Source organism: Microbacterium sp. 20-116 (assembly GCF_041079415.1).
Classification (GTDB): domain Bacteria; phylum Actinomycetota; class Actinomycetes; order Actinomycetales; family Microbacteriaceae; genus Microbacterium.
The window spans coordinates 789,389-816,385 of the sequence record NZ_JBFYGP010000001.1; the positions used below are offsets into that span (position 1 = coordinate 789,389).

Here is a 26,997-nt window from a genome sequence, read left to right on the forward strand (position 1 = left end):
GCGCCGACCACCCGTGAGACGACGCGGCTCAGCTCCGGTACACCTCGAGCACGGTGGGCGCCCCCTCGGGCGAGGACAGCACCTCGATGGCATCCCCGGCTCGCACGTCGCCCGCGCGACGGACCCGAAGGTACGCGCCGAGCCGCCCCTCGTCGGAGAAGCGCTTCACCCAGCCCCGCGCCGTCGAGCCGCCGACCCATCGCGCGAAGGTCGCGCACGGGGTGCGCGGCATCGTCACCTCGACCTCGACGGTGTCGCCGATGCGCCAGATCTCGCCGACACGCGCACCATTGACGTCGAGTCCCGCGATGCGCAGGTTCTCGCCGAACCAGCCGGGATGCAGCTCGCGATCCAGCTCACGCTCCCAGAACGTCGCGTCTTCCTCGGCGTAGGCGTAGACCGCCTTGTCCGGCCCGCCGTGGTGCTTTCGACTCGCCTGCACGTCGGAGCGGATGCCGAGCTTGCCGACGCGCACGCTCCCCTCGATGGCGCGCTTGTCGATCGCCGTCACCCCGACGGATCCGGAATCCGGGTGCAGGCTGTGGACGGCGCAGACGGCAACGAGGTGAGGCATGGATCGATGCTAGATCGTCGGAGGACGACGGGCAGACGAGCGGGTCACTCGAACTCCCGCCGCATCACGACGGTGTCGCCGTCGAGCGATCGGATCTCGACCGCACCGATGTTGGAGGCGGAGAGGTCGGTGCCGGCGCTCAGCTCGGTGGTCGAGCCCGGGTCGGCGCGCCAGGTCGAGAGCACGCTCGTCGTGCCCGAGTCGTCGGTGATCGCGAGAGCGTAGGGCCAGTCGCCCGGAGGGGCGTCGAGCACCTGCCCCGTGTACTGGCAGACGAGGTCGATGCGAGTGCCCCAGGGCGCCGACGTGAGCTTGACCGAGGCTTCGAGTGGCGCGCCGGCCACGTCGTCGAGGGCATAGACCGTCCCCGAGGACTGCTGCACCGCACTGTTCACGGCGAAGACGCTCGGCACCGCGACGGCGACCAGGGCGATGGATGCCGCGAGCGTCCACACTGCCACGCGGCGCGTGCGACGACGTCGGGCGGCCTCGACGACGCGTCCCCGCAGAGCCGGGTCGGGTGAGGCCAGCGGAATAGGTCCGGTCGTCGCGCTGAGCGCTCGAGCCCGCTCGGGGGAAAGCCGGGAAAGAAGGCCCGCGGTGGGAGCGAGCTCGGCCACAGACGCGCGGCATTCGGCGCACACCGCCAGGTGAGCCTCGAATTCGGCGCGGTCCGAGGCACACAGGGCCCCCAGCACGTAGGCGCCGTCTGACATCGACAGGCGATCGTGTTCGTCGTTCATCGGGTCACCCCCCTCTCCTGCAGCGCGAGCCGCAATGCCCGCACCGCGTAATGCAGTCGCGATTTGACGGTTCCGGCCGGGATGCCGAGCTCCTCGGCGGCCTGAGCGACGCTGCGCCCACCGTAGTAAGCGCTGACGATGACGGCGCGGTGGTCAGGAGTCAGGGTGGCGAGCGCCTCTTCCACGAGGAGGGCGTCGAACATCGCGTCGGTGTCGTCGTCGCGGACGACCTCGGGCAGTTCGTCGACCGGATGCTCGTGCCGACGCCGCGCGCTGCGCGCTTCGTCGATGACGAGGTTGCGGGCGACGGTGTACATCCACGACCGCAGCTTCGCGGGATCGTCGCTCATCACCCGAGGCGTCCGCCAAGCGCGCAGCAGCGTCTCTTGTACGAGATCGTCGGCTCCCGCGTGATCACCGGTGAGGCTCACGACGTAGCGCCAGACGGGGGTCGCGTGCGCGTCGTACAGCGCGGTCAGCTGCGCGTGTTCGTCTCGCACCGCGGCATCCCCTCTCCCTCTTCTTCTAGGAACACGGGATGCCGCGCAGAACGGTTCAGTTCGAGACGCTGCCCATGACGGCCGACAAGAACTGCGGATCACTCGCCATGCCGACCAGAGACAGGACGGCGGCGATGACCGTGCTGACCAGCGCCCCGACGATGGGGATCCAGAACGAGATACGCCCGCGCTTCATGGACCGCCAGGTGAACATCGCCGTGAGCAGCCATCCGATGCCGGTGACGGCCGCGGCCGCGGCGCCCCAGAGATATCCGGCCGTGAGGTTCGTGAACGTCGCATCGACCCGGAAGACCCGGGCGAAGTTGTTCGCGTACTCGGGGAAGTTGAGCAGCTGGATGATGCTGGTGACGACCGAGAACAGACCGTAGATGAGCAGGCCGAACGTCACGATCCGGTCGATCTGCCCGCCGCGGGTGGTGGGGACGGGCATCGGCGAGGGCTTCGCCGCGGCACGCTGTTCGACGACCGGTTCCGGCTGCGGGGCTACGCCGGCCTCGAGGGCCTCGGTCACCTCGGGACGCCGGATGCGCGCGCGCTGCTCTTCGGGGGTGGCGTATTCGCCGTACTGCGGACGAGGGCGGGCCTCGTCGGCCGGAGTGCGCGGCTCGGCGTCGCTCACGCGCGCCCCCGGCCGCCCAGCGCGCGCTCGTCGCGCTTGCCGCTGGAATCCTGCCGCAGCTCCTTGGGGAGCGAGAAGATGAGGTCTTCCTCGGCGGTGCGCACCTCTTCGATATCGCGGTAGCCCGCTCCCGCGAGCTCGTCGAGCACCTCGGTCACCAGGACCTCGGGGACCGAGGCGCCGCTGGTGACGCCGACCGTCTCGACTCCCTCGAGCCACTCCTGCTTGACCTCGTCGACGTAGTCGACACGGTAGGCGGCCTTGGCGCCGTGCTCGAGGGCGACCTCGACCAGCCGGACGCTGTTGGAGCTGTTCGCCGAACCCACCACGATGACGAGGTCCGCACCGACGGCGACCTTCTTGATCGCGACCTGCCGGTTCTGAGTGGCGTAGCAGATGTCGTCGGAGGGCGGATCCTGCAGCTGCGGGAAGCGCTCGCGCAGGCGCCGCACGGTCTCCATCGTCTCGTCGACAGACAGCGTGGTCTGCGAGAGCCACACCACCTTCGAGGGGTCGCGCACCTCGATGGTGTCGGCGTGGTCGGGAGAGTTCACCACCGTCACGTGCTCGGGGGCCTCGCCGGCCGTGCCCTCGACCTCTTCGTGCCCCTCGTGACCGATCAGCAGGATCTCGAAGTCGTCACGGGCGAAGCGCACGGCCTCGCGGTGCACCTTGGTCACGAGCGGGCACGTCGCATCGATCGCCTGCAGGCCCCGGTCGGATGCCGCGGACACGACGGCCGGCGACACACCGTGGGCACTGAACACGACGTGGGCGCCCGAGGGAACCTCGTCGACCTCTTCGACGAAGATCGCACCCTTCTTCTCGAGTTCGGTCACGACGTGGATGTTGTGCACGATCTGCTTGCGCACGTAGACCGGGGCGCCGTAACGCTCGAGGGCCTTCTCGACGGCGATGACCGCGCGGTCGACACCGGCGCAGTAGCCTCGGGGCGCCGCCAGCAGCACCTTCTTCTGGCCCTTCACGGGGATATCCTGGAGCCGCCCGCGTCGACCCGGGATACGGGGAACGGGCAGGTGGACGGCAGGTGAGCTCACCCCTCGATTCTACCGGGACGCCCCTGAGCACCGGCCGAACCGCCCCCCTCGACCCTCCGGAGACCATGACTTCGTTTCAGCCCGAGACCATCGCGGGCCAGGCCCCGCCCGCCGACAGCGTGCACCCCCGCGACTCGAGCACCGACGCCCCCACGTCGGTGTCGCGACTGAACGACACGATCCGCGGCTTCATCGAGCGCTGGGGCTCGGTCTGGGTCGAGGGCGAGATCACCTCGTTCAACCGCCGCGGTGGCAACGTTTTCGGGCGCCTCAAAGACCTCGGCACCGAGTCGACGGTCGCTTTCCGCATCTGGTCGAGCACCCTCAACCGCTTGCCGAAAGACCTGAAGGTGGGCGACCACGTCGTCGCGTGCGTGAAGGCCGACTACTTCCCCCGCACCGGCGATTTCTCGTTCGCGATCTCGGCGATGCGGCACGTGGGGCTCGGAGAACAGCTCGAGCGCTTGGAGCGCCTCCGTGTCCAGCTGCGCTCCGAGGGCCTGTTCGACCCGGTGCGCAAGAAGAAGCTGCCGTTCCTCCCCCACTGCATCGGTCTCATCACGGGCGAGAACTCCGACGCCGAGAAGGACGTCCACCGAAACGCCGAGCTCCGCTGGCCTCGCGTGCGCTTTCGCACCCAGCACGCCGCCGTCCAGGGCGACCGGTGCGTCCCCGAGACCCTCGCGGCCCTGAAGATCCTGGATGCCGACCCCGAGGTCGACGTGATCGTGATCGCGCGCGGCGGCGGAGACCCGCAAACGCTGCTCGGTTTCAGCGACGAGCGCTTGCTGCGCGCGGTGGCCGCGGCATCCACTCCCGTCGTCAGCGCCATCGGGCACGAGAACGACCGGCCGCTCCTCGACGAGGTCGCGGACGTGCGCGCCTCGACGCCCACCGACGCCGCCAAGCGGGTGGTGCCCGACGTGAGCGAGCAGCGGGCGCTCGTCTCGCAGCTGCGCGCCCGGCTCACGGGGCGTCTCACCCAACGCGTGCTGCACGACATCGCGCAGCTCGAGCAGATTCGTTCGCGACCGGCCCTGCGCACTCCCCATTCCATGCTCACCTCCCGCGCCCAGGAGCTGTGGATGCTCTCGAACCGCGGGCGCGACATCGTCGACCGCCGCATCGAGGCCGAGCGGCGGCGCACGAGCGAACTGGGCGCGGGGTTGCGCGCGCTCTCGCCGTTGGCGACGCTCGCCCGCGGCTACGCGATCGCCCAGCTGCCCGACGGCTCGGTCCTGCGCGACGCGGCCCAGGCACCCGCCGGCACCGCCCTGCGACTCACGATCGAAGAAGGAACGCTGACCGCCCGCTCGGAGGGCGGCGTCCCCGACGCCGTCGTCCACGGAGCCGCGACCCGCAGCCGTGAGAGCGCGGAGCCGGCCGAATCCTCGGCATCCGTCGATCGTCCGCTCGACGACGAGGCACCCGGCGACGGGGTGTCGGCGGGGCGCGCCTAGAATGGATGCCATGACCGCGACGACCCCCGGCCCCGCCGTCGACGTCGCGAACCTGTCGTTCGAGCAGGCCCGCGACGAACTCGTGCGCGTGGTCGCCGAGCTCGAGCAGGGCGCCCCGACCCTCGAAGAGTCGCTCGCACTGTGGGAACGCGGCGAGAAGCTCTACGCCCGCTGCGAGGAATGGCTGCTCGGCGCGAAGCGTCGCCTCGACGCCGCCCGCGGCGAGGGTGACGACTGATGGCTCGCGTCGTCGCCCACCTCGGCCGACCCGAGACCCCGCAAGAGGCGGCCGACCGCAAGGCCGAGTCCTCGCGTCGGTACCGCTCCAGCAAGACCTTCCGCAATCTGATCGCGGCGCTCATCGTCACCGTCGGTGTGGTGCTGATCGTGGTCGCGGCCGTCCCTCGCGGCGAGCCGGCCCCCCGCCCCGACATCGACGTCTCGGCCCTCGCGTCCGAGATGCAGAGCGACCTGGGTCGACCGGTGCTCTCCCCCTCCCTCGGCGACGGGTGGCGCGTCAACCAGGCGAGCACCGAGGGCGTCGGCGGCACCGAGGCGTGGACCATGGTCTACGTTCGCTCGGGCGAGAGCGGTTTCCTCCGCGTCGCGCAGGGTTTCGAGGCCGACGAGACGTGGGTCGCTCAGGTGCTCGACGGCACCCGTAGCACCGAGACCACAGAGATCGACGGCATCACGTGGAACGTGTACCGCCCGTCGAATCCCTCCGGCACCGGGAACATCGACTATGCCCTCGCCACCCCGGCCGGGCCCGACTACGTTCTCGTCTACGGCGACGCCGCCCCCGAGACCGCAGCGTTGGCGGCCTCGTCCGTCACGTCTCAGATCGAGCAGTTGAGAGAGATTCCGTGAGCGAGCGCATGACTCCCCGTCAGGTCTGGCAGCAGATGGTGGAGGGCAACGAGCGCTTCGTCTCCGGCGCCCCCGCGCACCCGCGCCAAGACGTCGAACGTCGCACCGAGCTCGCGAGCTCGCAGCATCCGACGGCCGCACTCTTCGGGTGCTCCGACTCGCGCCTCGCGGCCGAGATCATCTTCGACGAGGGCCTCGGCGATCTCTTCGTCGTGCGAAACGCCGGTCAGGTCATCTCCGACTCGGTGATCGGCAGCCTCGAGTACGCCGTGGGCGTGCTCGAGGTTCCCCTCATCGTGGTGCTCGCGCACGACGCCTGCGGGGCGGTGGGCGCGGCCATCGAGAGCACGGGCGTCGACGCCCCGACCCTCCCCGCTTACATCTGGCGGCAGATCGCGCCCATCGTCCCGGCCGTGCGCCGCGTCCAGCGAGCCTCCGCCGTGGACGGCCACCTCCCCGACGTCGTCGACCCAGAACTCGTGGGCCGCGAGCACCTCCGTCACACGGTGGGCGAGTTGCTGCGCGCGTCCGAGCTGATCAGCGAAGCCGTGGCCGAGGGTCGTACCGCCGTCGTCGGCGCCAACTACCGCCTCGATGAGGGCGAAGCCTTCCCCGTCGTCATCGTGGGCGATGTCGACGACCCCCGCGTCGACGACCCTCGGGTCGAAGACGCCCGCATCTGACAACCGAACGAACGACCCGGAGGAACGACGACGTGACCGACATCGAGTACCGCATCGAACACGACACCATGGGTGAGGTGCGGGTACCCAAGGACGCCCTCTACGCCGCGCAGACGCAGCGCGCGGTCGAGAACTTCCCCATCTCGGGCTCGGGCCTCGAGTCGACGCAGATCGCCGCCCTCGCGCGCATCAAGAAGGCCGCCGCCCTCGCCAACAAAGAGCTCGGCACCCTCGACGGAGACATCGCGGACGCCATCGCCCAGGCCGCCGACGAGGTCATCACCGGCACGCACGACGCACATTTCCCGGTCGACACCTACCAGACCGGCAGCGGGACCTCCTCGAACATGAACATGAACGAGGTGCTCGCGACCCTGGCCACCCGTATCCTCGGCGACACGGTCCACCCCAACGACCACGTCAACGCCTCGCAGTCGTCGAACGACGTCTTCCCCACCTCGGTGCACATCGCCGTCACCCAGGCGCTCATCACCGACCTGATCCCGGCGCTCCAGCACCTGTCGGCGGCGCTCGAGACCAAGGCCGAGGCGTGGAAGGGCATCGTGAAGTCGGGCCGCACCCACCTCATGGACGCCACCCCCGTCACCCTCGGCCAGGAGTTCGGCGGCTACGCCCGCCAGATGCGCCTCGGCATCGAGCGCGTCGAGTCCGTGCTCCCCCGCGTCGGCGAGGTCCCCCTCGGCGGCACGGCGGTCGGCACCGGCATCAACACGCCCCTCGGCTTCCCGCAGAAGGTCATCGAGCTGCTCGCGGCCGAGACCCAGCTGCCCATCACCGAGGCCGAGGACCACTTCGAGGCCCAGGCGAACCGCGACGGTCTCGTCGAGGCATCCGGCGCCCTCCGCACGATCGCGGTCTCGCTGACCAAGATCAACAACGACATCCGCTGGATGGGCTCCGGCCCCAACACCGGTCTGGGCGAGCTGCACATCCCCGACCTGCAGCCGGGCTCCTCGATCATGCCCGGCAAGGTCAACCCGGTCGTCCCCGAGGCGACGCTCATGGTGTGCGCGCGGGTCATCGGCAACGACGCGACCGTCGCATGGGCGGGCGCCTCGGGCTCGTTCGAGCTCAACGTCGCCATCCCGGTGATGGGCACCGCGCTCCTGGAGTCCATCCGTCTGCTCTCGAACGCCATGCGGGTCCTCGCCGACAAGACCATCGACGGTCTCGAGGCCAACGTCGCGCGCGCCGAGGCGTTCGCGGGCATGTCCCCCTCGATCGTCACCCCGCTGAACAAGGTCATCGGTTACGAGGCCGCGGCGAAGATCGCGAAGCACGCGGTCGCCAAGGGCATCACGGTACGCGAGGCGGTCGTCGACCTCGGCTACGTCGAGCGCGGCGAGATCACCGAAGAGGTTCTCGACGCCAAACTCGACCTGCTGTCGATGACCCACCCGGGCTGATCACCCCCACCCGCACAACCACGACGCCGAGGCGCGCCATAATCAGAGGATGAGCCGCACGACGAGACCCGTCTCGACGCGCGTGCGCTTCCTCGGCGCGATCCTCGGCGTCGTGCTGCTCGGCATGATCATCGCCGGCGGCGTGACGTTCCTCGTGCAGAGCGAGCGCGTCGTGGCCAACGCCGAGCGCCAGCTCGACGGATTCGTCTCGACCCTGTCGACGAGCAGCCAGGATGCCGCCACGCTCGTCGCCGCGGCCGTTCCCGGCCGGACCGACGGCACCGTGGCGCTCGACGGGGGTCGAGTACTCGCGAGTACGCCGTCCCCACCGGGGCTGTCGATCGGCGACGACGCCGCACTCGTGGCATCCCTCGCCGATGAGATCAGTCTCGGCAACGACCGGGGCCGCGTCGACAGCACCCACGGACCCGTGCTGTATGCCGCGGTGCAGACGCGAGACGGAGTCGCCGTCCAGGTCATCTCCATCGACCAGCGCATGGAACTGGTGACGCTCTCGACGCTCACCTACGGGGTCTCGGGGCTCGTGGTACTGCTGCTGGTCGCCGTCGCCGGCTGGTTCGTCACGGGGCGCCTGTTCTCGCCCCTCCGGCGCCTGCGCGACACCACCGACGCCATCACCATCGACGACCTCGGCATGCGTTTGCGCGCGCACGGCAACGATGAGATCTCCGACCTGACGACCTCGGTCAACTCGATGCTCGATCGACTGGCGATGTCCGTGGACGCGCAGCGGCAATTGCTCGACGACGTGCGGCACGAGCTGAAGACCCCCATCACGATCGTCCGGGGCCACCTCGAGATGATGGACCCGGCCGACCCCCACGACGTGACCGAGACGCGTGACCTCGGCATCGCCGAGCTCGACCGCCTCGCCCGGCTCGTCGACGACATCGACACCCTGGCCGATGTCGAGAGCGGAGCGCTCGAGGCCGCGGTCATCGATGTGGGAGCCCTCACCGACCGCGTCGCGGAACTCGCGGGCGCGATCCCGGGGCACACGTGGACCGTCGAGCAGCGCGCGCGCGTGCGCATCCACGGCGACGCAGATCGCCTCGTGCAGGCCTGGCTGCAGCTCGCCGACAACGCGGCGAAGTACACCCCCGAGGGCACTCCGATCGAGATCGGCAGCACCGCCGACGACGTCACGGCGCACCTGTGGGTGCGCGATCACGGCCCCGGCATTCCCCCCGCCGCCCGCCACCGCGTGTTCCGCCGCTTCGACCGCCTGTCGACGGGGCGCGGGGTAGACGGATCGGGGCTCGGGTTGTCGATCGTGGATGCCATCGCCAAGGCACACGACGGGCACTGCACCGTCGGTGACACCCCCGGCGGCGGCGCGACGGTCGCCCTGCACATCCCCGTGACCGGGGCGCAGTCCCCCGCTGAGCTACCGACGCCCGTGCGCGCCGGTGACGTCGTCATGCAGAGAGAGGCCACCGGATGACACGCATCCTCATCGCGGAAGACGAGGAACGCATCTCGGCGTTCGTCTCGAAGGGGCTGGAGGCCGCCGGGTATCAGACCCTCATCATCTCCGACGGCGCCGAGGCTCTCGACACCGCCCTGTCAGGCGACATCGACCTCGTCCTGCTCGACGTCGGCCTACCGACGATGGACGGCTTCGAGGTGCTGCGGAGCCTCCGTGGGCAGGGCTCGCAGATCCCCGTCATCATGCTCACCGCCCGCACGAGCACGCGCGATACGGTCGACGGGCTCGACGCCGGCGCAAACGACTACGTCGCCAAGCCGTTCAAGTTCGACGAGCTCCTCGCCCGGGTGCGTTCGCGCATGCGAGAACCCGTCACCGTCGGCCCGATGACCGTGGCACATGGTGACGTCTCGCTCGACGTGCTCGCCCGGCGGGCCACCGTCGGCAGCCGGGAGATCGATCTCAGCGCGAGGGAGTTCTCGTTGGCCGAGGAGTTCATCCGCCATGCCGGTCAGGTGCTCAGCCGTGAGCAGCTCTTGAGCCGCGTGTGGGGAATGGACTTCGACCCCTCGTCGAACGTCGTCGACGTGTACGTGCGCTATCTGAGGGCCAAGATCGGCCAATCCCATATCGTCACCGTGCGCGGCGCGGGTTATCGCTGGGAATGACGCGTACAACCCGAAAACCCCCGGCGGGGGAACCGGGGGTTTTGGGGAGACGCTCACTGTGGTCTTCCGACTCACCCGAAGAGCGGTGACCTGCACGTGACGTTCTCGTGTTTTTCCTGGGGGAACCGCCGAGGCGGGTGACGAGGTCTCCCTCGTCGATGGCTCTACTCTGACGGGCCATCGTGAGAAGGCGGAGAGCCCAAAATGAGAACCCTCTCATCAAGGCGCCGGCGCCGCCGCACCCGGATTTGCCTGGTCGAACGATGCGTACCCCGCCGTTCTGAGCGCGAACGCAAACCGCTTCGACCCGGGCATGCCCGTGTCGCTCCCACATCACGGAAGAGGGGCCGGGATGCCACGGCATCCCGGCCCCTCTTCCGTCACCGTTACGACAGCTCGCCCGCCTCCAGCAGCTCCGTCACGAGGGCTGCGATGGCCGAACGCTCGGACCGCGTGAGCGTCACGTGGCCGAAGAGGCCGTGGCCCTTCAGCGTCTCGATCACCGAGGCGACACCGTCGTGGCGACCGACGCGCAGGTTGTCGCGCTGCCCGACGTCATGCGTGAGCACCACGCGCGAGTTCTGGCCGATGCGGCTGAGCACGGTGAGCAGGACGTTCCGCTCGAGAGACTGCGCCTCGTCGACGATGACGAAAGCATCATGCAACGAACGACCGCGGATATGCGTGAGCGGGAGAACCTCGAGCAGACCCCGCGCGAGCACCTCTTCGAGGACGTTGCCCGACACGACCGAGCCGAGGGTGTCGAAGACCGCCTGGCCCCAGGGACCCATCTTCTCGGCCTGATCGCCGGGAAGGTAACCCAGCTCCTGCCCGCCCACGGCGAACAGCGGTCGGAAGACGATGATCTTCTTCTGCTGCTGACGCTCCAGCACGGCCTCGAGGGCGGCGCACAGCGCCAGCGCCGACTTGCCCGTACCGGCACGACCCCCGAGCGAGACGATGCCCACCTCGGGGTCGAGAAGCAGGTCGAGGGCGATGCGCTGCTCGGCGGACCGGCCGTGCAGTCCGAAGGCGTCGCGATCACCGCGCACCAGGCGGTACTCCCCCTTGCCGGTGACACGGCCGAGCGCCGAGCCGCGCTCGGAGTGGATGACGAGTCCGGTGTTGATCGGCAGGCCCTTCACCACCTCGCTGACGCCGACCTCGGTCTCGTAGAGATCGGAGATCTCGTCGCCCGATAGATCGATCGACGCGATTCCGGTCCAACCGGAATCCATGGCCTGCTCGGCGAGATACTCCTCGGTACTCAGTCCGAGGGATGCCGCCTTCACCCGCATCGGGAGGTCCTTCGACACCACGGTGACCTCGGCGCCGTCCTGGGCGAGGTTCATCGCGACGGCCAGGATGCGGCTGTCGTTGCCACCCGTGCGCATGCCCGAGGGCAGTACCTGCTGGTCGGTGTTGTTCAGCTCGACGCGAAGGGTGCCACCGGTGCCGACCGGGACGGGGAAGTCCAGGCGGCCGTGCTCGATTCGGAGTTCGTCGAGGTGACGGAGCGCCTGGCGGGCGAAATACCCGATCTCGGGGTCGTGACGTTTTCCCTCGAGCTCGGTGATCACCACGACGGGGATCACCACCGAGTTCTCCGCGAAGCGGAAGAACGCCCGCGGATCGCTCAGCAGGACGGAGGTGTCCAGGACGTACGTGCGCAGGGCCTGATCGACTCCCGCTTCGGACTCGGTGCTCTCGACGACGTGATGCTGGTCGTACGGTGCTCGTGCAGTCACAACCCACTCCCGACCCGGGTGTTCACCCGGTTTTCACGAGTCGACCTGTGGGTCACGAGTCGCGATCCGAAGGTCGACTCGACCGGACTCCGTGTCCGATGAGATCACCGTACGGCCCGTCGACACCACCCGGGGTCGTTAACACGCCGCGAAAGTGACGAGTTCGTAAACAGCATGTTCACGCCGATCCCGTCGTCGAGATCGTTTACTGTCCGAAGCGGCGATCGCGCGCCGCGAAGTCGCGGATCGCGCGGAGGAAGTCCACCTCGCGCAGGTCGGGGCCGAGCGCCTCGACGAAGTAGAACTCCGAGTGCGCCGACTGCCAGAGCAGGAAGTCGCTGAGGCGCTGCTCACCGGAGGTGCGGATCACGAGGTCGGGATCGGCCTGTCCCCCCGTGTACAGGTGCTCCCCGATCTGCTCGGGCGTGAGGCTCGCGGCGAGTTCCTCGAGAGACCCGCCCGACTGGTCGTGCTTCGCGATGATCGAGCGCACGGCATCCACGATCTCGCTACGCCCGCCATAGCCGACGGCGAGATTCACGTGCAGTCCGTCGTGGCCGCGCGTACGCTCCGTGGCCTCGTGCAGCACCTCGGCGAGCTCGGTGGGCAGCCCCTCGGCCCGCCCCACGTGCTTGACCCGCCAATTCGGCTCGTGCGACAGTTCGGCGGCGAGTTCGGCGATGATCTCGAGCAGATCCTGCAGCTCCTGGCTGTCGCGCTTGACCAGATTGTCGTTCGACAGCAGGTACAGCGACACGACCTCGATACCGAGGTCGTCGCACCAGCGGAGGAACTCGTGCATCTTCGCGGCGCCGGCCCGATGACCGTGCGCCGCGCTGTCGAAGCCCAGCTGACGCGCCCACCGGCGGTTGCCGTCGATCATCATGGCGACGTGGTGCGGCACGGTGGCCGGCATGCGACGGCGAAGGCGCGAGATGTAGAGACGGTAGAGCGGTCCCCGCCCCTCGTTCTTCCGCATGCGCGCCACGCGCCTACGCTACCGCGTCGAGGCTGCCTCGACCTCGGAAACGGGTCATCCTCCCTGGGGGAACGGTGAGCGGATTCCCCATGTTCCGCGCGAAGCATGCTCGCAGACGTAGGGTCGGAGTCGTGACGAGCTCGCCCCCCGCAGATGGCCCCGACATGCCCCAGCTCCCCCTTCTGGAAGCGGGCGCCGTGGGCGCGCAGGTCGATCTCAAGCCCACCTGGCGCGGCTGGATCCACGCCGCGACCTTCCCCGTCGCGATCGCCGCCGGCATCGTGCTGATCGCCCTGGCGCAGGGGACCGCGGGCAAGTGGGCCGCAGCCGTGTTCATGGCTACATCGATGCTGTTGTTCGGCAATTCGGCGCTGTACCACCGCTTCCATTGGAAGCCCCGGACCCTCGCGGTGCTCAAGCGCATCGACCACGCGAACATCCTGCTGCTGATCGCGGGGACCTACACGCCCCTCGCCGTGCTGGCTCTCCCGACACAGAAGACCGTGCTGCTGCTGTCGATCGTGTGGGGCGGGGCGATCCTCGGCATCCTGTTCCGCGTCTTCTGGATCAACGCGCCGCGCTGGCTCTACGTCGCGCTCTATCTCGCGCTCGGGTGGGCGGCCGTGATGTATCTGGGCGACCTGCTCGCGGCGAACGTCGCGATGATGGTGCTGGTCGTCGTGGGCGGCCTGCTCTACACCGGGGGTGCGATCGTCTACGCGCTCAAGAAGCCCAACCCCTGGCCCGGGCACTTCGGCTTCCACGAGATCTTCCACGTGTGCACCGTGCTGGCGTTTCTTTGCCACTGGACGGCGTGCCTGCTCATCGCTCTCGCTCCGGCGTACCACGGAGGCTGAACGACTCGACGCGGCTGCTCAGGCCCTCGGCACGACACGTCGACATCGGGCGACCGATACCGGATGCCGCCCCCTCACGACCGGTAGTCAGTTGCGGGGAGCGGCCGGGTCGATGTCCTGGTCGTCGGTCGTGGTGGCGTCCTGAGCCGCGCGCGCCTGTTCTTCGGCATCCAGTTCGGCGTTGACCTCTTCGCGGTAACGACCGCGGCGGATACGACGCAACATGTCCCATACCAGGAGAAACACGGCGATGCCGATGAAAGCGATTGCGGCGAAGCCGAGCGGCCCGGGGGTGACGATCGATTCGTCGGGCGTGACGACCGGGGAGGGTGTGGTCGCGAGAGCGACGATCACGGAGTGCATGGAGTCCTTCGGTCCGGACGGAAGCGCGTAGCCTGGTACTCCAGCCTAAAGCCCGGGGAGACCATGACGACGCAAGCCCTGCTCGACGACCGGTACGGGCGTACGCGTTCGCCCCGGCGACGCATCGTCGGCTGGGCGATCGTCGCGGTGCTCGCCCTCGGCGCCATCGGGTATCTCGGCTATACGACGTTCACGAACAGCGCCGCCTCGGTGACCGCCACCGACACCGGCTTCACCGTCATCGACGACAAGACCGTCTCGAGCAGCTTCCAGATCACCGCCCCTGTGGGAGAACCGGTCGCGTGCGCCCTCGAGGCCCGCGACGAGGACCACGGCACCGTGGGCTGGAGGGTGGTGCAGTACCCGGCATCCGACGACGCATCTCGCGCCTTCACGGAAACGATTCCGACCCTGTCGTTGGCGACCACAGGTTTTGTCAACGCCTGTTGGGTGCCGTAAACTCGCGGAATCACGACGCGCCCCGGCTCGATGCCGGGGCGTTCGACATATCCCCCGCCGACGGCTGCAGACACCGCCGTCAGCGCCTCGACGAAGGAGTACCCGTGTCCAACGACGCTCAGGTGACGTTCCTCACGCAAGACGCCTACGACCGCCTCCACAGCGAGCTGGAGCACCTCTCGACCACGGGCCGCGAAGAGATCGCGAAGCGCATCGAGGCCGCGCGCGAAGAGGGCGACCTCAAGGAGAACGGCGGTTACCACGCCGCGAAAGACGAGCAGGGCAAGCAGGAGGCGCGCATCCGCACCCTCCAGGCTCTCTTGAAAGACGCGAAGGTCGGCGAGGCGCCCGAGAGCCACGGCGTGGTCGAGTCGGGCACCGTCGTCACGGCGATCGTCGCCGGCGGCGAAGAGAAGTTCCTGCTCGGCAACCGCGAGATCGCGGCCAACTCCGAGCTCGACGTCTACAGCGAGGCCTCGCCTCTCGGCACGGCCGTCATGGGCCTCAAAGAGGGCGACAAGGGCTCGTACACCGCGCCCAACGGGAAAGAGATCCAGGTCGAGGTCGTCAAGGTCGAGACCTACTCGGGTCAGTAACCCGCCTTCGTTCGCGAGCCGCTCCCCCGCTGCCGGGGTGGGCGGCTCGCGGTGTTTCCGGACCGCCGCGGCCGGGCCGTGCGACCACGCTGGACGCGCCTCGACCAGCCTCCCGGTCGAGGCCCTGACGCGTCAGTTCGGAACGACGGTCGCGATGAACCCGGCGTTCTCGAGCGTCGCGATCACCAGCGCCCGATGCTCCTCACCGCGTGTCTCGACGCTGAGCTGGAGAATCACCTCGCTGATCTGCAGGCCCTGTCCGTGGCGGGTGTGCAGCACCTCGATGACGTTCGCGCCGACGCCTGCGAGCAGTTCCGATACCCGGGCGAGCTGGCCCGGGCGGTCGGGCAGCGGGATCCGCAGCGACATGTAGCGACCGGATGCCGAGAGCCCGTGCGCCACGACCCGCTGCAACAGGAGGGGGTCGATGTTGCCGCCCGAGAGGATCGTCACCGTGGGGCCGCTGGCCTTCACCTTGCCGGCGAGGATCGCCGCCACGCCCACGGCTCCGGCGGGCTCGACGACCTGCTTGGCGCGCTCGAGGAGCACGAGCAGCGCGCGGGCGATGTCGTCCTCGGTGACAGTCACGACCTCGTCGACGTACTGCCGGATGAGTTCGAACGGCAGGTCGCCGGGGCGGGCGACCGCGATGCCGTCGGCGATCGTCGGGGTGGTCTCGACCTGCATCGGATACCCCGCGGCGAGCGACGAGGGGTAGGCGGCGGAGTTGTGCGCCTGCACGCCGATGATGCGCACCGCTCGGCCCTCGGCTGCGGCACGCGCCTTCACGGCGGCGGCGACTCCCGCGGCGAGCCCTCCCCCGCCGATGCCGACGATGACCGTCTCGAGATCGGGCATGTCCTCGACGAGCTCGAGGCCCAGGGTCCCCTGCCCCACGACGATGTCGCGGTGGTCGAAGGGGTGGATGAGCACGGCACCCGTGCGCTCGGCGAACTCGGCGGCGAGGCGCAGCGGCGTCTCGACGGTCGCGCCCTCGAGGATCACCTCGGCACCGTATCCGCGCGTGGCGAGGAGCTTGGGGACCGGAACACCCAGGGGCATGAAGATCGTGGCTGCGATACCGAGCTGCTGCGCGGCGAGCGCCACGCCCTGCGCGTGGTTACCCGCGGACGCTGCGACGACCCCGCGCGCCCGCTCCTCCTCGGTGAGACGGGACAGGCGGTAGGTCGCTCCGCGGATCTTGAACGATCCGGTGCGCTGCAGGTTCTCGAGCTTGAGGTTGACCGGCACACCGAGGAGCTCGGTCAGGTGCAGCGACTCGTCGAGGGGCGTTCGCGTGATGATGCCGCGCAGGTTCTGCGCGGCATCCTCGAACTCGGCCAGGGTGGGAGTGTCGTTCATGATCTCCTTCCGCGCTCGCGCGGGACGGTCCGCCAGATCAGATCCGGGGATGCCAGGGTCTCACCGTCGCGCTTCCACGCTTTCGTGCTGAGGTAGACGGCGACGACGTTGACGAATGCGGCGAGGGGCACCGCGAACAGGGCGCCGGCGATGCCGCCGATCATCGCGCCTCCTGCGACGACGAGCACCACCGCGAGAGGGTGCACCTTGACGGCCGAGCCCATCAGGATCGGGTGGAGCACATGGCTCTCGAACTGCTGTACCCCGAGGACGACGATGAGCATGAACAGGGCGATGAGCGGGCCGTTGTAGACGAGGGCGATGAAGACCGCGAGCGCCCCGGTCGCGACCGCGCCGACGAACGGGATGAACGCGCCGAGGAAGACGAGCACACCGATCGGGATCGACAGGGGCACGCCGAGCAGGAAGGCGCCGAGACCGATGCCGATCGCGTCGATCGTCGCGACGAGCAGTTGGGTGCGGGCGTAGCTCTTGATGGTCCGCCAGCCGGCTCGACCTGCACCGTCGACCGCTGGTCGGGCGGCGCGCGGGAAGAGGCGCGTCGTCCACCGCCAGATGCCGCCCCCGTCGGCGAGCAGGCACAGCAGGATGAAGAGCGTCAACAGCACGCCGGTCGCGACGTGCCCGATGGTGGAGCCGATCGTGAGGGCCCCGGTCCAGATGACCTCGCCCTGCTGCTGCAGGAAGGTCCCCGCCCGCGTGAGCCCGTCGTCGATCTGCTGAGCGCTCAGATGCAGGGGGCCGCTGATCAAGTACTCGCGGAATTGCTGGACGGATGCCTCGGTCTGCTTGCGCACCGACCCGAACTGCCGCGAGATCTGCCACACGGCGACCCACACCAGACCCGCGATGATCGCGAGCGTGCCCAGCACCGTGACGATGATGGCGAGCCACTTCGGCCAGCGGTGCCGCAGCAGGAAAGAGAAACCGGGCCACACCAGTGCCGAGATCAGCACGGCGACCAGCAGCGGGATCACCAGCAGCTTCAGCTGGATGACGACGAAGATCACCACCGCGAGCGCCGCGGCGATCACCAGCAACCGCCACGCGTACGCCGTCGCCTGCCGCAGACCCGGTGGGACGGGCGGCTGCAGGTCGCTCGACACGGTGCGCCGCTTGAGGGCGTCGAGGAAGGACCCTCGCTCGTCGGGACCGGTTCCGCTCATCCCGCCAGCCTACCGCCGCGCCGACTGCGCTCTGGCGGCGATGTCGGAGGGTGTGGGTACGGTGAAACGCATGACCACGACGCTCCGCCGCGCCGACGCTCGCCGCATCGCCCTAGCGGCTCAGGGCTTCGCCCGGCCGCGCCCCGCCACGGTGGGAACGCGTCAGATCACCGGTGCGCTGCAGCGCATGCGCATCCTGCAGATCGACTCCGTCAACGTCTTCTCCCGCTCGCACTACATGCCCCTGTTCGCGCGACTGGGCGGCTACGACCCCGCACTGCTCGACAAGCTCGCCTTCTCGCGCAGGCCGAAATGGGTCGAATCCTGGGCGCACGTGGCATCCCTCGTCTCGGTCGACGACTGGCCCCTGCTGCAGTTCCGTCGCGACGAGCTCCGGGCCAAGTACGAGCGCGACGCGTGGGCCGAGGCGAACCAGCCTCTTCTGCGGTGGTTGCGCGACGAGCTGGCCGACCGCGGTCCACTCCGTCCCGCCGAGATCGAACACGACGCCCGCAGCGGCTCTCGCGGCTCTTGGTGGGGGTGGGACGACGTCAAGAACGGCCTGGAGCGCCTCTGGTTGTTCGGCGATGTCGCCATCGCCGGCCGGCGCGGCTTCGAGCGGCGCTACGCCCTCGTCTCCGGTGTCCTTCCACCGGCGGCGCTCGAGACCTCCGTTCCCCGCGCCGAGGCGATCAGAGAGCTCGTGCGTCGCGCCGCCATCGCGTACGGCGTCGCCACGGCGGCCGACCTCGCCGACTACTGGCGCATCCGCGATCGACCGGCGGTGATGGCCGGCATCCACGATCTGGTCGACGCCGGCGAACTCATCCCCGTCTCCGTCGAGGGCTGGCAGGTCGCCGGTCGACCGGCCAAGGCATGGCTGCACCGCGACGCCGCCCGGCCGCGCAAGGTCGATGCCGCAGCCATCCTCACCCCGTTCGACCCCGTGGTGTGGTTCCGCGACCGCGCCGAGCGGCTGTTCGACTTCGACTACCGCATCGAGATCTACACCCCCGCGCCGCAACGCCGCTTCGGCTACTACTCGCTGCCCGTCCTCGTGGGAGACGACGTCGTGGGACGCATCGATCTCAAGGCCGACCGCGCGTCACGCGCTCTGCGCGTTCAGTCCGCGTGGTGGGAGCGCGGGGCGCCGTCGAACGCCGCCGAGCGCCTCGCCGCGGAGCTGCTCACGGCGGCGCGCTGGCAGGGCCTCGACCGCGTCACGGTCTCGCGGTGGGGCGACGCGGCGGAAGATCTGGCCGGGGCCCTGCGCGCCGAGCGGCACGAACACCCCGACGGTCGCGTCAACTGAAACGCGCCCCCTCTGCCGAAGCGGAGGGGGCGCGTTGACTCAGAACTGCACGCGTGGCGGTTCGGCGATCGCTGCGCCGTCGATGACCTCGAAGAACTCCCGCTCGTGGAAGCCGAGCTGACGGGCGAAGAGGTTGTTCGGGAACACCTTGATCTTGGTGTTCAACTCGCGTACGCCGCCGTTGTAGAACCGGCGCGATGCCTGGATCTTGTCCTCGGTGTCGACGATCGAGTGCTGGAGCTGCAGGAAGTTCTGGCTCGCCTGGAGCTGCGGGTACGCCTCGGCGACTGCGAACAGCGACTTCAGCGCCTGCTGCATGTGTCCTTCAGCGACACCGGCTTCGGCGGGGCTCTGCGCCGACAGCGTCTCGGCCCGAGCGCGCGTGACGTTCTCGAACACGGCCTTCTCGTGCGCCGCGTAGCCCTTCACCGTCTCGATCAAGTTCGGCAGCAGGTCGGCGCGGCGTTTGAGCTGAACCGTGATGTCGCTCCACGCCTCGTCGACGCGCACATTGAGCGCGACGAGGCTGTTGTAGGTGGCCCACAGGTAGATGCCAGCGATGACCAGAATGCCGACGATCACGATGACCGGTACGAGCCACTCCCACATAAGTCCCCACACTCCGTTCGGAAGATTGCCCTCCATTGTAACGGCGGGTCGCGCCGCGTTACGGGTGGAGACAGGTACTCCCAGGCGATGCGCACGCAAGAGGAGATGGGTACCCCCGGTGGGACTCGAACCCACACTGAAGCGATTTTAAGTCGCCTGCCTCTGCCATTGGGCTACGGGGGCCCGTGCCCTCCACCGTATCGCGGGTGTCGCCCGTCGACCGTCCCGCGGAGAACAGCGGAGACACGTCGACCGCCGATGCCAACGCCCGGCCTCGCGGTCCCGGGCTCCGCACGACGGCACCTGACGCCCCGGGAACGCCGAGACCCCCGCACCCGGAAGGGCGCGAGGGTCTCGGAACGGACAGTCTTACTTGGCCGCGACGGGCTCGGCCTTCTTCTCGACCGGAGCTGCGGGCGTCTCGGCGGCGGGAGCGGCCGGACGCGGGCGAGCGGCGAACTCCTCGAAGGCTGCGCGAGGCTTCTGCACGGCCTCGAGCGACACGACCTCGCGGCCGTGGACGAAGTTCTGCATCCAGTCGCCGATCACGCGGAACTTGCGCTCCCACGTGGGCATAGCGAGACCGTGGTAGCCGCGGTGTGCGAACCAGGCGATCAGACCGGTCAGGGCGATGTTGCCCGACTGGAACGCGCCGTTGTACAGACCCAGGCCGGCGACGGCGCCGAGGTTCTTGTGGTTGTACTCCTTGGGCTCCTCGCCGCGGAGCACGGCCACGAGGTTCTTCGCCATGAGCTTGCCCTGGCGGACCGCGTGCTGGGCGTTCGGAACGCAGAAGCCGCCCACGCCGCCACCCGACAGATCGGGCACGGCCGACACGTCACCGGCGGCCCAGGCTCCCTCGACGATCTCTTCATCGGTACCGACACGCAGGTCGGGGCGGGTGCGGATGCGACCGCGCTCCTCGACGGGCAGGTCGCTGCCGCGGACGACCGTGGGGTTGGCCATGACGCCGGCGGTCCAGATGATCAGGTCGGTCGGCAGGTTCTCGCCCGTCGACAGCTCGACGACGCCATCGACGGCACCCTTGACCTGCGTGTCGAGGTGCACGAAGGCACCCTTCTTCGCGAGGTCGGCGAGAACCCACTCGCTCGTCTTCTGCGAGACCTCGGGCATGATGCGGCCCATGGCTTCGATGAGGTGGAAGTGCGTGTCATCGAATGCCAGCGTCGGGTACTGCTTGAGCAGCGAAGACGCGTAGGCGCGAAGCTCGGCGAAGACCTCGATACCGGCGAAGCCGCCACCGACGACGACGACGGTCAGCAGACGGTCGCGCTCGGGACCGGCGGGAAGGACCGACGCTTTGTCGAAGTTCGACGTGAGGCGGTCACGGATCGCAACGGCCTCTTCGATGGTCTTGAGCCCGATCGCGTTGTCGGCGATGCCGGGGATCGGGAAGGTGCGCGAGACGGCACCGGCGGTGACGACGATGTGGTCGTAGCTCTGCTCGAAGGTGTCGTCACCGGCGATCGGCGTGATCGTCGCGGTCTTGGTGGCGTGCGAGATGCCCGTGACCTTGCCGGCGATGACCGTGGTGCGCTTGAGGTGGCGGCGGAGGCCGACCACGACGTGGCGGGGCTCGATCTCGCCCGCAGCGACCTCGGGGAGGAAGGGCTGGTACGTCATGTACGGCAGCGGGTCGACGAGCGTGACTTCGGCCTCGCCTCGGCCGAGCAGCTTCTCGAGCTTCCAGGCGGTGTAGAAACCTGCATAGCCCCCACCGACGATGAGGATTCTGGGCACGTTTGTGGTCACGATGTGAGGGACTCCTCGTTTGTGGTGCGGCTCGGCTCGCGGGAGGCGCGCGCCTGTCGGATTCGCCGGGCAGCAGCAGTGACACCGAGCGCAATCATTATAGCGGCCAGTGTGGCAGCACCGAGCGGCAGCGACCCGTAGAGCACGCTATCGCGAGACGGCAGCAGGGGCGAGCCCGCAGCGGGCGCCGCCTCGACGGGCGGGAGCGGCGGGATGACCACCGGCGTCGAGGTCGGCTCGGGCGAGGGCTGCGAATCCGCACGTCGATACAGACGGATCCATTCCTTCAAGCTCCCGAGCGGGTTCTCCGATACGGTCTCGACCCGCGCCGACACCGCGGCCGCGGCATCCACCAGGCCGTAGCCGTACAGCTTGTCGGGACGAGCCGACGCGCCGGCAGCCGGCTTCGCCGTTTGGATCAGGCGGTTCAGGACGTTGTTGGCATCCATTCCGGGATGCGCGGCGCGAACGAGGGCCGCGATACCGGCGACGATGGGAGCCGCGCCGCTCGTACCGTTCCACTGCACCAGCGAACCGTCCGCCGAGACGCCGATGAGCCGCTCGCTCGGGGCGGAGAGACCGATCGTGATGCCCTGGGTCGACGCGTCATTGCTCGCCGCGCCGGTCGGATCGACGCCGCCGACGGCCAGCACGCCGGGGATGGTAGCCGGGGCCCCCACGCGGTCGGTGCCGCTCCCCCGGTTGCCGGCGGCCACCACGATCACCACGTCGTGGTCGAAGGCGTACTCGAACGCCGTGTCCCAGCTGGTGTCCCAGTCGAGAGTGTTCGTCGTCAACGACATGTTGATGACGGTCGCACCGTTGTCGACCGCCCAGCGGATGGCATCCGCGATCTGGTCCGTGAAGGGCTTCGCGCTCGAGGCTCCGAACCCGACCGAGATCGACAGCAGCTCGGCCTCGGGCGCGACGCCGATCATGCCGCGGCCGTTGCCGGTCCCGCGGGCTGCGGCGAGCGAGCCCACCCAGCTGCCGTGGTTGGCGTCGACCGCCCCCACCGGGGTGCGTCCATCGGAGGCCCCCACGCCCGACACGTCGGTTCCGCCGACGACCGCCCCGTTGAACTCGGCGGGACCGCGTCCGATACCGGTGTCGATGACCGCGATCTTCTGGCCTGCGCCGCGGGTGGTCTTCCATGCCTCGCGCACGCCGTACTGGTCGATCCAGTACTCGCCGGCACGGACCGAGTCCGTGGGATCCTCCGGCACGGGGTTCGTCGGTGCCTGGGGCGAGGCCGATGCGGGAACCGTCGTGGCCATCGCGGGCATCGCCGTCGCGCCGGACAGCAGCGTCATCACGATGACGGATGCCACGGCGGCGGCGACGCGCTTCATCCGCCGGTCCCGGGGCTTTCGCACTGGCACCGCTCGGGCGACCAGGTGCCGCGCGCGAGGGCGCGGTCGCCGATCGGGTTGACGCCGGGGCCCGCCGCCAGCGCGTGACCCGCGAGAGCGTGCAGGCACTTCACGCGCGTGGGCATGCCCCCGGCCGAGATGCCCGCGATCTCCTCGGGCTCGCCGTAGGCGGCGCGGTCGCGGAGGTACGCCTCGTGCGCCGCGAGGTACTGCTGCTGCAGCTCTTCGTCCTCGGCGAGCTCGTCCGAGAACTCCTTCATGACGTGGCCCGCCTCGAGCACCGACATCGCGGCAGTCGCGGCGGGGTGGGTGAGGTAGTAGAAGGTGGGGAACGGACTTCCGTCGTCGAGCCGCGGCGAGGTCGCCACCACCGTCGGATTGCCGCACACGCAGCGCGCAGCGATTCCCACGACTCCGCGCGGAACACGGCCGAGCTGGGATCGAAGCACGGCCACGTCGGCGTCGGAGGCGGGAGGGAGCGTTGCGGTAGTCATCGCCTCCAGGGTACCCGGCGTCTCCGACAGCCCGCCGAGCCCGCGTCAGCCCGCCGGCGCGTCCGGCGCGGGCGTCGGGTCGGGAACGCCGACCGTGACATCGGGAACCGCAACGGGTGTCGCCGCCGACGATGTGAGCGAGCGCACGAGCTGCGCCATCCAGTCGGTGCGGGTCTGGCCCACGTCGCCGCTGACGTCGTCCTGCTCCTGAGGGGTTGCTGAAGCCGGAAGGTCGTTGTCGATCAGGTAGACGACCTCGCCGGGAAAGGTGTAGCCGAGGCGCTCGCGTGCCTGCGTCCGGATGTACGCGGGGTCGGACCACCGGTCGCGCTGCGTCTGCAGATCGGCGACCTCGGACTGGCTCAGCTGCACGGCGCTGCGGAGCGCCTGGATCTGCTGACGCTGGTCCATGTAGGTGCCCACGGTCGGCACGAGCACGAAGGTGCCGAGCACCACGAGCCCGAGCATGATCACGACGAAACCCGAGATGCGGACGCGTCCGAGCCACTCGCGCACGTCGACGCGGCGTTCCTCGACGGTCGGCCGGGCCGAGGAGCGCACCGGTCGGGTCGTCGTCTTCGGCGCGCTCTTCGGGGTCTTCTTCGCCGCCTTCGGGGCCTCGGATGCCACGGGGCGTCGAGGAGGCAGTGTCGGTCGCTGCACGGCATCCCTTCCCTCGTCACCCGGATCGGATCTCGAACCGCAGGCGATTCTACGTCGCGGCGATAAGGGCTCCCGGGGACGCGCCGGGGGCTCGGCGTCCGCTCAGCCAAAAGGGAGCGGAACGACGGAAGAGGGGGAGCCAGCCGGCTCCCCCTCTTCGTGTGTCAGACGATCAGCCCTTGAAACGGGGGAACGCCGAGCGGCCCGCGAAGACCGCGGCGTCGCCGAGGTCTTCCTCGATGCGGAGCAGCTGGTTGTACTTGGCGACGCGCTCGCTGCGCGCGGGGGCGCCGGTCTTGATCTGGCCGGCGTTGACGGCGACGGCGAGGTCGGCGATCGTGGTGTCTTCGGTCTCGCCCGAGCGGTGCGACAGCATCGAGGTGTAGCCCGAGCGGGTCGCCAGCGAGATGGCATCGAGCGTCTCGGACAGCGTGCCGATCTGGTTCACCTTGACCAGCAGCGAGTTGGCGACGCCGAGGTCGATGCCCTGCTGCAGGCGCTTCGGGTTGGTGACGAACAGGTCGTCGCCGACAAGCTGCACCTTGGAGCCGATGGCATCCGTCAGCTTCTTCCAGCCGTCCCAGTCGTCCTCGGCGAGGGCGTCTTCGATGGTGACGATCGGGAAGTTCGCGACGAGATCGGCGAAGTAGTCGACGAGGGTGTCGACGCTCCACTCCTTGCCCTCGACGGTGTAGACGCCGTCCTTGTAGAACTCGGTCGCGGCGACGTCGAGGCCGACGGCGATGTCCTTGCCCGGGGTGAAGCCGGCCTTCTCGATCGCGCGGATCAGGAAGTCGAGGCCCTCGCGGTTGCTGGGCAGGTCGGGGGCGAAGCCGCCCTCGTCGCCGAGTCCGGTGTTGTACCCCGCGGACTTCAGTTCGCCCTTGAGGACGTGGTAGACCTCGGTACCCCAGCGGAGGGACTCGCCATACGTCTCGGCTCCGATGGGGGCCAGGAAGAACTCCTGGAAGTCGATGCCGTTGTCGGCGTGCTCGCCACCGTTGATGACGTTGAACAGCGGAACGGGCAGCAGGTGCGCGTTGGGACCGCCCAGGTAGCGGAACAGGGGAAGGTCGGCGCTGTCGGCGGCGGCCTTGGCGACAGCCAGCGAGACGCCCAGGATGGCGTTGGCGCCGGTGCGCGACTTGTTCTCGGTGCCGTCGGTCTCGATGAGGATCTCGTCGATGATGCGCTGCTCGCTGGCCTCGACGCCCTCGATGGCGGGGCCCAGCTCGTCGACGACCGCGGCGACGGCCTTGAGGACGCCCTTGCCGCTGTAGCGGCTCTTGTCGCCGTCGCGCAGCTCGTAGGCCTCGAACGCTCCGGTGGACGCGCCGGAGGGGACAGCGGCCCGCTGGACGATTCCGTCGTCGAGGAGCACCTCCACCTCGACGGTCGGGTTACCGCGCGAATCCAGAATCTCGCGCGCGTTGACAGCCTCGATAAGTGCCACGAAGGACTCCTCGTTGGTTCTTGAGTGGGAGGGGGCGGAGCGACATCGGTCCGTGGTCGAGTCTAGTGACCGGCTCCGACACTCGTGAGCCGCTGTGTCAATCCGAGTCGGTGTCCGCCGGATCCACCACGATGGCGAGGGCAATCCCGTCCCACCCCTTGCGATCGAGGGTCTGCAGCGCCGTGGCGTCGAAGCGGGGATCGGAACCGAGCATGAGGATGCCGCGGCGAGCGCCCCGAACCTTGGCATCGACCGTGTCGGCGTCGGCGACGTCGCCCCCGCGCACGACGTTGTCGAGCACGACAACCGTTCCCGACCGCCCGAGACGTGCGGCCCAGTCGAGGTACAGCTCGTTCGACTCCTTGTCGGCGTCGATGAAGACGAGGTCGAAGGGCTCCCGGCCCTGCAGCGTCGGCAGAACGTCGGCACCGCGACCCACGAGGACCTCGACCCGGTCCGCGACGCCGGTTCGTTCGAGGTTGCGCTGCGCGATCTCGGCGTTCACCTGCTCGGCCTCGATCGTCACGACCCGCCCCTGCGCCCCCACGGCCCGCGCGAACCAGAGCGTGGAGTATCCGCCCAGCGTGCCGATCTCGAGCACGCGGCGTGCACCGGCGATGCGTGTGAGCAGATGCAGGAACTTCGCGTTCACGGGGGCGACCTCGATCGCCGGCAATCCCGCGTCGTGCTGGGCCGCGAGAACGGACTCTCCCGCGGGGTCCGCCCCGACCAGGGTCTCGGTCAGGAAGGCGTCGACGTCTTCGGGGGTGGGCACTCCCCCAGCCTGACGGCGTGAGAGGAGTCGGTCAACGCTCTCCGCGCAGATGCGCGCGGGTCATCTCGTCGTATTCCTCGTCGGAGAGGTCGTCGAAGCCCTTCGCTTCCACACGGTCGCTGCGCATCCACCGGATCATGAGGATGACGAGGATCGGCACGTCGGCGAACTCGGCGATGAACCAGATCATGTCGCCCGCGAGGTGCTGGTCGTGCAGCAGTGACGGCCACCACGACACCGATCGCGCGGCATCCGGAACCAGATCCAGCACGTTGTCATTGAGCCGGAGGAGAAGCCCGGGGACGGAGTCGATGAGCAGCTCGACGAACGCGAGCAGGAATTCGATCGCGATGAACGTGCCCGTGTGGACGGCGCCGAGAGCCATCATCGGCAGCACCATCGCGAGCCCGACGAGGGGCACGACGATCCCGAGCGACGCCTCCACGACGGGATTCACGCGCAGGATGCCGGCGGCCGGCGTCAAGAACAGGCAGAACACCGCGGCGATCACGACCGTGGCGACCATGGCGTTGCCGAAGACCCGCGTCAGGCGCGAGGCGAGGAAGCGCTCCCGGAGGCGCGACGGGACGAGATCGAGCGGGCGCCCGGCGGCGATGCCTGCGGGGATCGCGAAGATGAGCAGGGCGACGCGCGTCGAGAACGCCCAGCGCAGCTCCGACGAGTAGACGCCGAAGAACCCGAGCTCGATCACCGCGTAGGGCAGCAATCCGAGAGCGAAGAAACCGACTGTGCGCAGCACCGGCCACCGCTGCCCGCGACGGCGAACGCGCCGAACCCCGAGGAGATAGGCCGAGGATGCGACGAAGAGCACGCCGAGCGTGATCGGATCGGCGCGCCAGGTGCTGAGGAAGACTTCGATGGGAGGCGTGGAAGAACGGTAGATCCGAGAGCTATGCGTCT

At 69.2% G+C, this 26,997-nt stretch carries 29 protein-coding genes and 1 tRNA gene; 11 read left to right on the forward strand and 19 right to left on the reverse strand.

The window, feature by feature from the left end:
• Nucleotides 1–28: 28 nt before the first annotated feature.
• Genes AB6V29_RS03845 through AB6V29_RS03865 form a run of 5 tightly spaced genes read right to left on the reverse strand, consistent with a single transcriptional unit; the run spans nucleotide 29 to nucleotide 3,515 of the window.
• Nucleotides 29–574 (reverse strand): MOSC domain-containing protein, encoded by a 546-nt coding sequence (locus AB6V29_RS03845; protein ID WP_369357117.1) that lies wholly within the window; start codon nucleotides 572–574, stop codon nucleotides 29–31.
• Between the two features lie 44 nt (nucleotides 575–618).
• Nucleotides 619–1,317 carry a zf-HC2 domain-containing protein gene (locus AB6V29_RS03850; RefSeq protein ID WP_369357119.1) on the reverse strand — a complete coding sequence of 233 codons (699 nt, stop codon included), beginning with the start codon at nucleotides 1,315–1,317 and terminating at the stop codon, nucleotides 619–621.
• Nucleotides 1,314–1,817, reverse strand: coding sequence for a sigma-70 family RNA polymerase sigma factor (locus AB6V29_RS03855; protein ID WP_369357121.1), 504 nt, complete (start codon nucleotides 1,815–1,817; stop codon nucleotides 1,314–1,316). The genes AB6V29_RS03850 and AB6V29_RS03855 overlap by 4 nt, the downstream gene beginning before the upstream one ends.
• Nucleotides 1,818–1,872: 55 nt before the next feature.
• On the reverse strand, nucleotides 1,873–2,457 hold the full coding sequence (locus tag AB6V29_RS03860) for a DUF6264 family protein (RefSeq protein WP_369357123.1): 585 nt from the start codon (nucleotides 2,455–2,457) through the stop codon (nucleotides 1,873–1,875).
• Complete coding sequence (locus AB6V29_RS03865) at nucleotides 2,454–3,515, reverse strand: 4-hydroxy-3-methylbut-2-enyl diphosphate reductase (RefSeq protein ID WP_210074255.1); 1,062 nt, start codon at nucleotides 3,513–3,515, stop codon at nucleotides 2,454–2,456. The genes AB6V29_RS03860 and AB6V29_RS03865 overlap by 4 nt, the downstream gene beginning before the upstream one ends.
• A 65-nt stretch (nucleotides 3,516–3,580) precedes the next feature.
• On the opposite strand from AB6V29_RS03865, the gene xseA reads away from it, so the two are divergent.
• From xseA to AB6V29_RS03900, 7 genes are read left to right on the forward strand one after another with little or no spacing between them, the layout of a single operon-like run.
• Nucleotides 3,581–4,975 carry an exodeoxyribonuclease VII large subunit gene (xseA, locus tag AB6V29_RS03870; protein WP_369357125.1) on the forward strand — a complete coding sequence of 465 codons (1,395 nt, stop codon included), beginning with the start codon at nucleotides 3,581–3,583 and terminating at the stop codon, nucleotides 4,973–4,975.
• 10 nt (nucleotides 4,976–4,985) lie between these two features.
• Nucleotides 4,986–5,213 (forward strand): exodeoxyribonuclease VII small subunit, encoded by a 228-nt coding sequence (locus AB6V29_RS03875; RefSeq protein WP_210074251.1) that lies wholly within the window; start codon nucleotides 4,986–4,988, stop codon nucleotides 5,211–5,213.
• Nucleotides 5,213–5,845 (forward strand): DUF4245 family protein, encoded by a 633-nt coding sequence (locus AB6V29_RS03880; protein ID WP_307317529.1) that lies wholly within the window; start codon nucleotides 5,213–5,215, stop codon nucleotides 5,843–5,845. Before AB6V29_RS03875 ends, AB6V29_RS03880 begins: the two co-directional genes overlap by 1 nt.
• Before the next feature lie 8 nt (nucleotides 5,846–5,853).
• Nucleotides 5,854–6,528, forward strand: coding sequence for a carbonic anhydrase (locus AB6V29_RS03885; protein WP_210075310.1), 675 nt, complete (start codon nucleotides 5,854–5,856; stop codon nucleotides 6,526–6,528).
• A 32-nt stretch (nucleotides 6,529–6,560) separates the two neighbouring features.
• Nucleotides 6,561–7,955, forward strand: coding sequence for a class II fumarate hydratase (locus AB6V29_RS03890; protein ID WP_369357128.1), 1,395 nt, complete (start codon nucleotides 6,561–6,563; stop codon nucleotides 7,953–7,955).
• Between the two features lie 49 nt (nucleotides 7,956–8,004).
• Complete coding sequence (locus tag AB6V29_RS03895) at nucleotides 8,005–9,420, forward strand: cell wall metabolism sensor histidine kinase WalK (RefSeq protein WP_267786842.1); 1,416 nt, start codon at nucleotides 8,005–8,007, stop codon at nucleotides 9,418–9,420.
• Nucleotides 9,417–10,073 (forward strand): response regulator transcription factor, encoded by a 657-nt coding sequence (locus AB6V29_RS03900; protein ID WP_210074244.1) that lies wholly within the window; start codon nucleotides 9,417–9,419, stop codon nucleotides 10,071–10,073. The genes AB6V29_RS03895 and AB6V29_RS03900 overlap by 4 nt, the downstream gene beginning before the upstream one ends.
• Before the next feature lie 386 nt (nucleotides 10,074–10,459).
• Here AB6V29_RS03900 and AB6V29_RS03905 read toward each other — a convergent pair whose 3' ends face one another.
• Both AB6V29_RS03905 and AB6V29_RS03910 read right to left on the reverse strand, forming a co-directional pair.
• Complete coding sequence (locus tag AB6V29_RS03905; protein WP_210075308.1) at nucleotides 10,460–11,746, reverse strand: PhoH family protein; 1,287 nt, start codon at nucleotides 11,744–11,746, stop codon at nucleotides 10,460–10,462.
• A 280-nt stretch (nucleotides 11,747–12,026) separates the two neighbouring features.
• On the reverse strand, nucleotides 12,027–12,800 hold the full coding sequence (locus tag AB6V29_RS03910) for an isoprenyl transferase (RefSeq protein WP_267789395.1): 774 nt from the start codon (nucleotides 12,798–12,800) through the stop codon (nucleotides 12,027–12,029).
• A gap of 164 nt (nucleotides 12,801–12,964) precedes the next feature.
• Between AB6V29_RS03910 and AB6V29_RS03915 the strand changes: the two genes are divergently transcribed.
• The gene (locus tag AB6V29_RS03915; RefSeq protein ID WP_369357168.1) at nucleotides 12,965–13,657 is read left to right on the forward strand and encodes a hemolysin III family protein; all 693 of its coding nucleotides are present in this window, start codon (nucleotides 12,965–12,967) and stop codon (nucleotides 13,655–13,657) included.
• A gap of 87 nt (nucleotides 13,658–13,744) precedes the next feature.
• On the opposite strand, the gene AB6V29_RS03920 is transcribed toward AB6V29_RS03915, so the two are convergent.
• Nucleotides 13,745–14,020, reverse strand: coding sequence for a hypothetical protein (locus AB6V29_RS03920; RefSeq protein WP_210074243.1), 276 nt, complete (start codon nucleotides 14,018–14,020; stop codon nucleotides 13,745–13,747).
• A 63-nt stretch (nucleotides 14,021–14,083) separates the two neighbouring features.
• Here AB6V29_RS03920 and AB6V29_RS03925 point away from each other — a divergent pair, with 63 nt between their 5' ends.
• Together AB6V29_RS03925 and greA are read left to right on the forward strand one after the other, a co-directional pair.
• On the forward strand, nucleotides 14,084–14,479 hold the full coding sequence (locus tag AB6V29_RS03925) for a DUF4307 domain-containing protein (protein ID WP_267786838.1): 396 nt from the start codon (nucleotides 14,084–14,086) through the stop codon (nucleotides 14,477–14,479).
• Nucleotides 14,480–14,583: 104 nt separating this feature from the next.
• Nucleotides 14,584–15,075, forward strand: a complete 492-nt coding sequence (greA, locus tag AB6V29_RS03930) for a transcription elongation factor GreA (protein ID WP_103210960.1) — start codon at nucleotides 14,584–14,586, stop codon at nucleotides 15,073–15,075.
• A 132-nt stretch (nucleotides 15,076–15,207) separates the two neighbouring features.
• Here the strand turns inward: greA and ilvA are convergent, their stop codons facing one another.
• Nucleotides 15,208–16,437 carry a threonine ammonia-lyase gene (gene ilvA / locus AB6V29_RS03935; protein WP_210074239.1) on the reverse strand — a complete coding sequence of 410 codons (1,230 nt, stop codon included), beginning with the start codon at nucleotides 16,435–16,437 and terminating at the stop codon, nucleotides 15,208–15,210.
• Complete coding sequence (locus AB6V29_RS03940) at nucleotides 16,434–17,624, reverse strand: AI-2E family transporter (protein ID WP_210074237.1); 1,191 nt, start codon at nucleotides 17,622–17,624, stop codon at nucleotides 16,434–16,436. The genes ilvA and AB6V29_RS03940 overlap by 4 nt, the downstream gene beginning before the upstream one ends.
• A gap of 70 nt (nucleotides 17,625–17,694) precedes the next feature.
• Here AB6V29_RS03940 and AB6V29_RS03945 point away from each other — a divergent pair, with 70 nt between their 5' ends.
• Nucleotides 17,695–18,936 carry a winged helix-turn-helix domain-containing protein gene (locus tag AB6V29_RS03945; RefSeq protein WP_369357131.1) on the forward strand — a complete coding sequence of 414 codons (1,242 nt, stop codon included), beginning with the start codon at nucleotides 17,695–17,697 and terminating at the stop codon, nucleotides 18,934–18,936.
• A 39-nt stretch (nucleotides 18,937–18,975) separates the two neighbouring features.
• Here AB6V29_RS03945 and AB6V29_RS03950 read toward each other — a convergent pair whose 3' ends face one another.
• The 9 genes from AB6V29_RS03950 to AB6V29_RS03990 all read right to left on the reverse strand — a co-directional run bounded on the left by AB6V29_RS03950 (nucleotide 18,976) and on the right by AB6V29_RS03990 (nucleotide 26,908).
• Nucleotides 18,976–19,545, reverse strand: coding sequence for a LemA family protein (locus AB6V29_RS03950; protein ID WP_115917600.1), 570 nt, complete (start codon nucleotides 19,543–19,545; stop codon nucleotides 18,976–18,978).
• Nucleotides 19,546–19,655: 110 nt separating this feature from the next.
• A tRNA-Leu gene (locus AB6V29_RS03955) sits at nucleotides 19,656–19,728 on the reverse strand.
• A 186-nt stretch (nucleotides 19,729–19,914) separates the two neighbouring features.
• Complete coding sequence (locus tag AB6V29_RS03960; RefSeq protein ID WP_307317973.1) at nucleotides 19,915–21,306, reverse strand: NAD(P)/FAD-dependent oxidoreductase; 1,392 nt, start codon at nucleotides 21,304–21,306, stop codon at nucleotides 19,915–19,917.
• Between the two features lie 8 nt (nucleotides 21,307–21,314).
• Nucleotides 21,315–22,670, reverse strand: coding sequence for a S8 family serine peptidase (locus AB6V29_RS03965; RefSeq protein ID WP_307317543.1), 1,356 nt, complete (start codon nucleotides 22,668–22,670; stop codon nucleotides 21,315–21,317).
• Nucleotides 22,667–23,185 carry a DUF501 domain-containing protein gene (locus AB6V29_RS03970; RefSeq protein ID WP_210074231.1) on the reverse strand — a complete coding sequence of 173 codons (519 nt, stop codon included), beginning with the start codon at nucleotides 23,183–23,185 and terminating at the stop codon, nucleotides 22,667–22,669. The genes AB6V29_RS03965 and AB6V29_RS03970 overlap by 4 nt, the downstream gene beginning before the upstream one ends.
• A 45-nt stretch (nucleotides 23,186–23,230) precedes the next feature.
• Nucleotides 23,231–23,848: a septum formation initiator family protein gene (locus AB6V29_RS03975; protein WP_369357134.1), complete on the reverse strand. Its 618-nt coding sequence runs from the start codon at nucleotides 23,846–23,848 to the stop codon at nucleotides 23,231–23,233.
• A 172-nt stretch (nucleotides 23,849–24,020) separates the two neighbouring features.
• Complete coding sequence (gene eno, locus AB6V29_RS03980) at nucleotides 24,021–25,301, reverse strand: phosphopyruvate hydratase (protein WP_210074229.1); 1,281 nt, start codon at nucleotides 25,299–25,301, stop codon at nucleotides 24,021–24,023.
• 97 nt (nucleotides 25,302–25,398) lie between these two features.
• Nucleotides 25,399–26,076 (reverse strand): O-methyltransferase, encoded by a 678-nt coding sequence (locus tag AB6V29_RS03985; RefSeq protein ID WP_369357136.1) that lies wholly within the window; start codon nucleotides 26,074–26,076, stop codon nucleotides 25,399–25,401.
• A gap of 31 nt (nucleotides 26,077–26,107) precedes the next feature.
• Complete coding sequence (locus tag AB6V29_RS03990) at nucleotides 26,108–26,908, reverse strand: cytochrome c oxidase assembly protein (RefSeq protein WP_369357137.1); 801 nt, start codon at nucleotides 26,906–26,908, stop codon at nucleotides 26,108–26,110.
• Nucleotides 26,909–26,997 lie beyond the last annotated feature (89 nt).

Excerpts from the sequence above, each read along its gene's own strand:
- AB6V29_RS03845 (WP_369357117.1), bottom strand. The coding sequence starts at position 574 with ATGCCTCACCTCGTTGCCGTCTGCGCCGTCCACAGCCTGCACCCGGAT.
- AB6V29_RS03850 (WP_369357119.1), bottom strand. The coding sequence starts at position 1,317 with ATGAACGACGAACACGATCGCCTGTCGATGTCAGACGGCGCCTACGTG.
- xseA (WP_369357125.1), top strand. The coding sequence starts at position 3,581 with ATGACTTCGTTTCAGCCCGAGACCATCGCGGGCCAGGCCCCGCCCGCC.
- AB6V29_RS03875 (WP_210074251.1), top strand. The coding sequence starts at position 4,986 with ATGACCGCGACGACCCCCGGCCCCGCCGTCGACGTCGCGAACCTGTCG.
- AB6V29_RS03880 (WP_307317529.1), top strand. The coding sequence starts at position 5,213 with ATGGCTCGCGTCGTCGCCCACCTCGGCCGACCCGAGACCCCGCAAGAG.
- AB6V29_RS03885 (WP_210075310.1), top strand. The coding sequence starts at position 5,854 with ATGACTCCCCGTCAGGTCTGGCAGCAGATGGTGGAGGGCAACGAGCGC.
- AB6V29_RS03895 (WP_267786842.1), top strand. The coding sequence starts at position 8,005 with ATGAGCCGCACGACGAGACCCGTCTCGACGCGCGTGCGCTTCCTCGGC.
- AB6V29_RS03900 (WP_210074244.1), top strand. The coding sequence starts at position 9,417 with ATGACACGCATCCTCATCGCGGAAGACGAGGAACGCATCTCGGCGTTC.
- AB6V29_RS03910 (WP_267789395.1), bottom strand. The coding sequence starts at position 12,800 with ATGCGGAAGAACGAGGGGCGGGGACCGCTCTACCGTCTCTACATCTCG.
- AB6V29_RS03915 (WP_369357168.1), top strand. The coding sequence starts at position 12,965 with ATGCCCCAGCTCCCCCTTCTGGAAGCGGGCGCCGTGGGCGCGCAGGTC.
- AB6V29_RS03920 (WP_210074243.1), bottom strand. The coding sequence starts at position 14,020 with ATGCACTCCGTGATCGTCGCTCTCGCGACCACACCCTCCCCGGTCGTC.
- AB6V29_RS03925 (WP_267786838.1), top strand. The coding sequence starts at position 14,084 with ATGACGACGCAAGCCCTGCTCGACGACCGGTACGGGCGTACGCGTTCG.
- ilvA (WP_210074239.1), bottom strand. The coding sequence starts at position 16,437 with ATGAACGACACTCCCACCCTGGCCGAGTTCGAGGATGCCGCGCAGAAC.
- AB6V29_RS03940 (WP_210074237.1), bottom strand. The coding sequence starts at position 17,624 with ATGAGCGGAACCGGTCCCGACGAGCGAGGGTCCTTCCTCGACGCCCTC.
- AB6V29_RS03945 (WP_369357131.1), top strand. The coding sequence starts at position 17,695 with ATGACCACGACGCTCCGCCGCGCCGACGCTCGCCGCATCGCCCTAGCG.
- AB6V29_RS03950 (WP_115917600.1), bottom strand. The coding sequence starts at position 19,545 with ATGTGGGAGTGGCTCGTACCGGTCATCGTGATCGTCGGCATTCTGGTC.
- AB6V29_RS03965 (WP_307317543.1), bottom strand. The coding sequence starts at position 22,670 with ATGAAGCGCGTCGCCGCCGCCGTGGCATCCGTCATCGTGATGACGCTG.
- AB6V29_RS03970 (WP_210074231.1), bottom strand. The coding sequence starts at position 23,185 with ATGACTACCGCAACGCTCCCTCCCGCCTCCGACGCCGACGTGGCCGTG.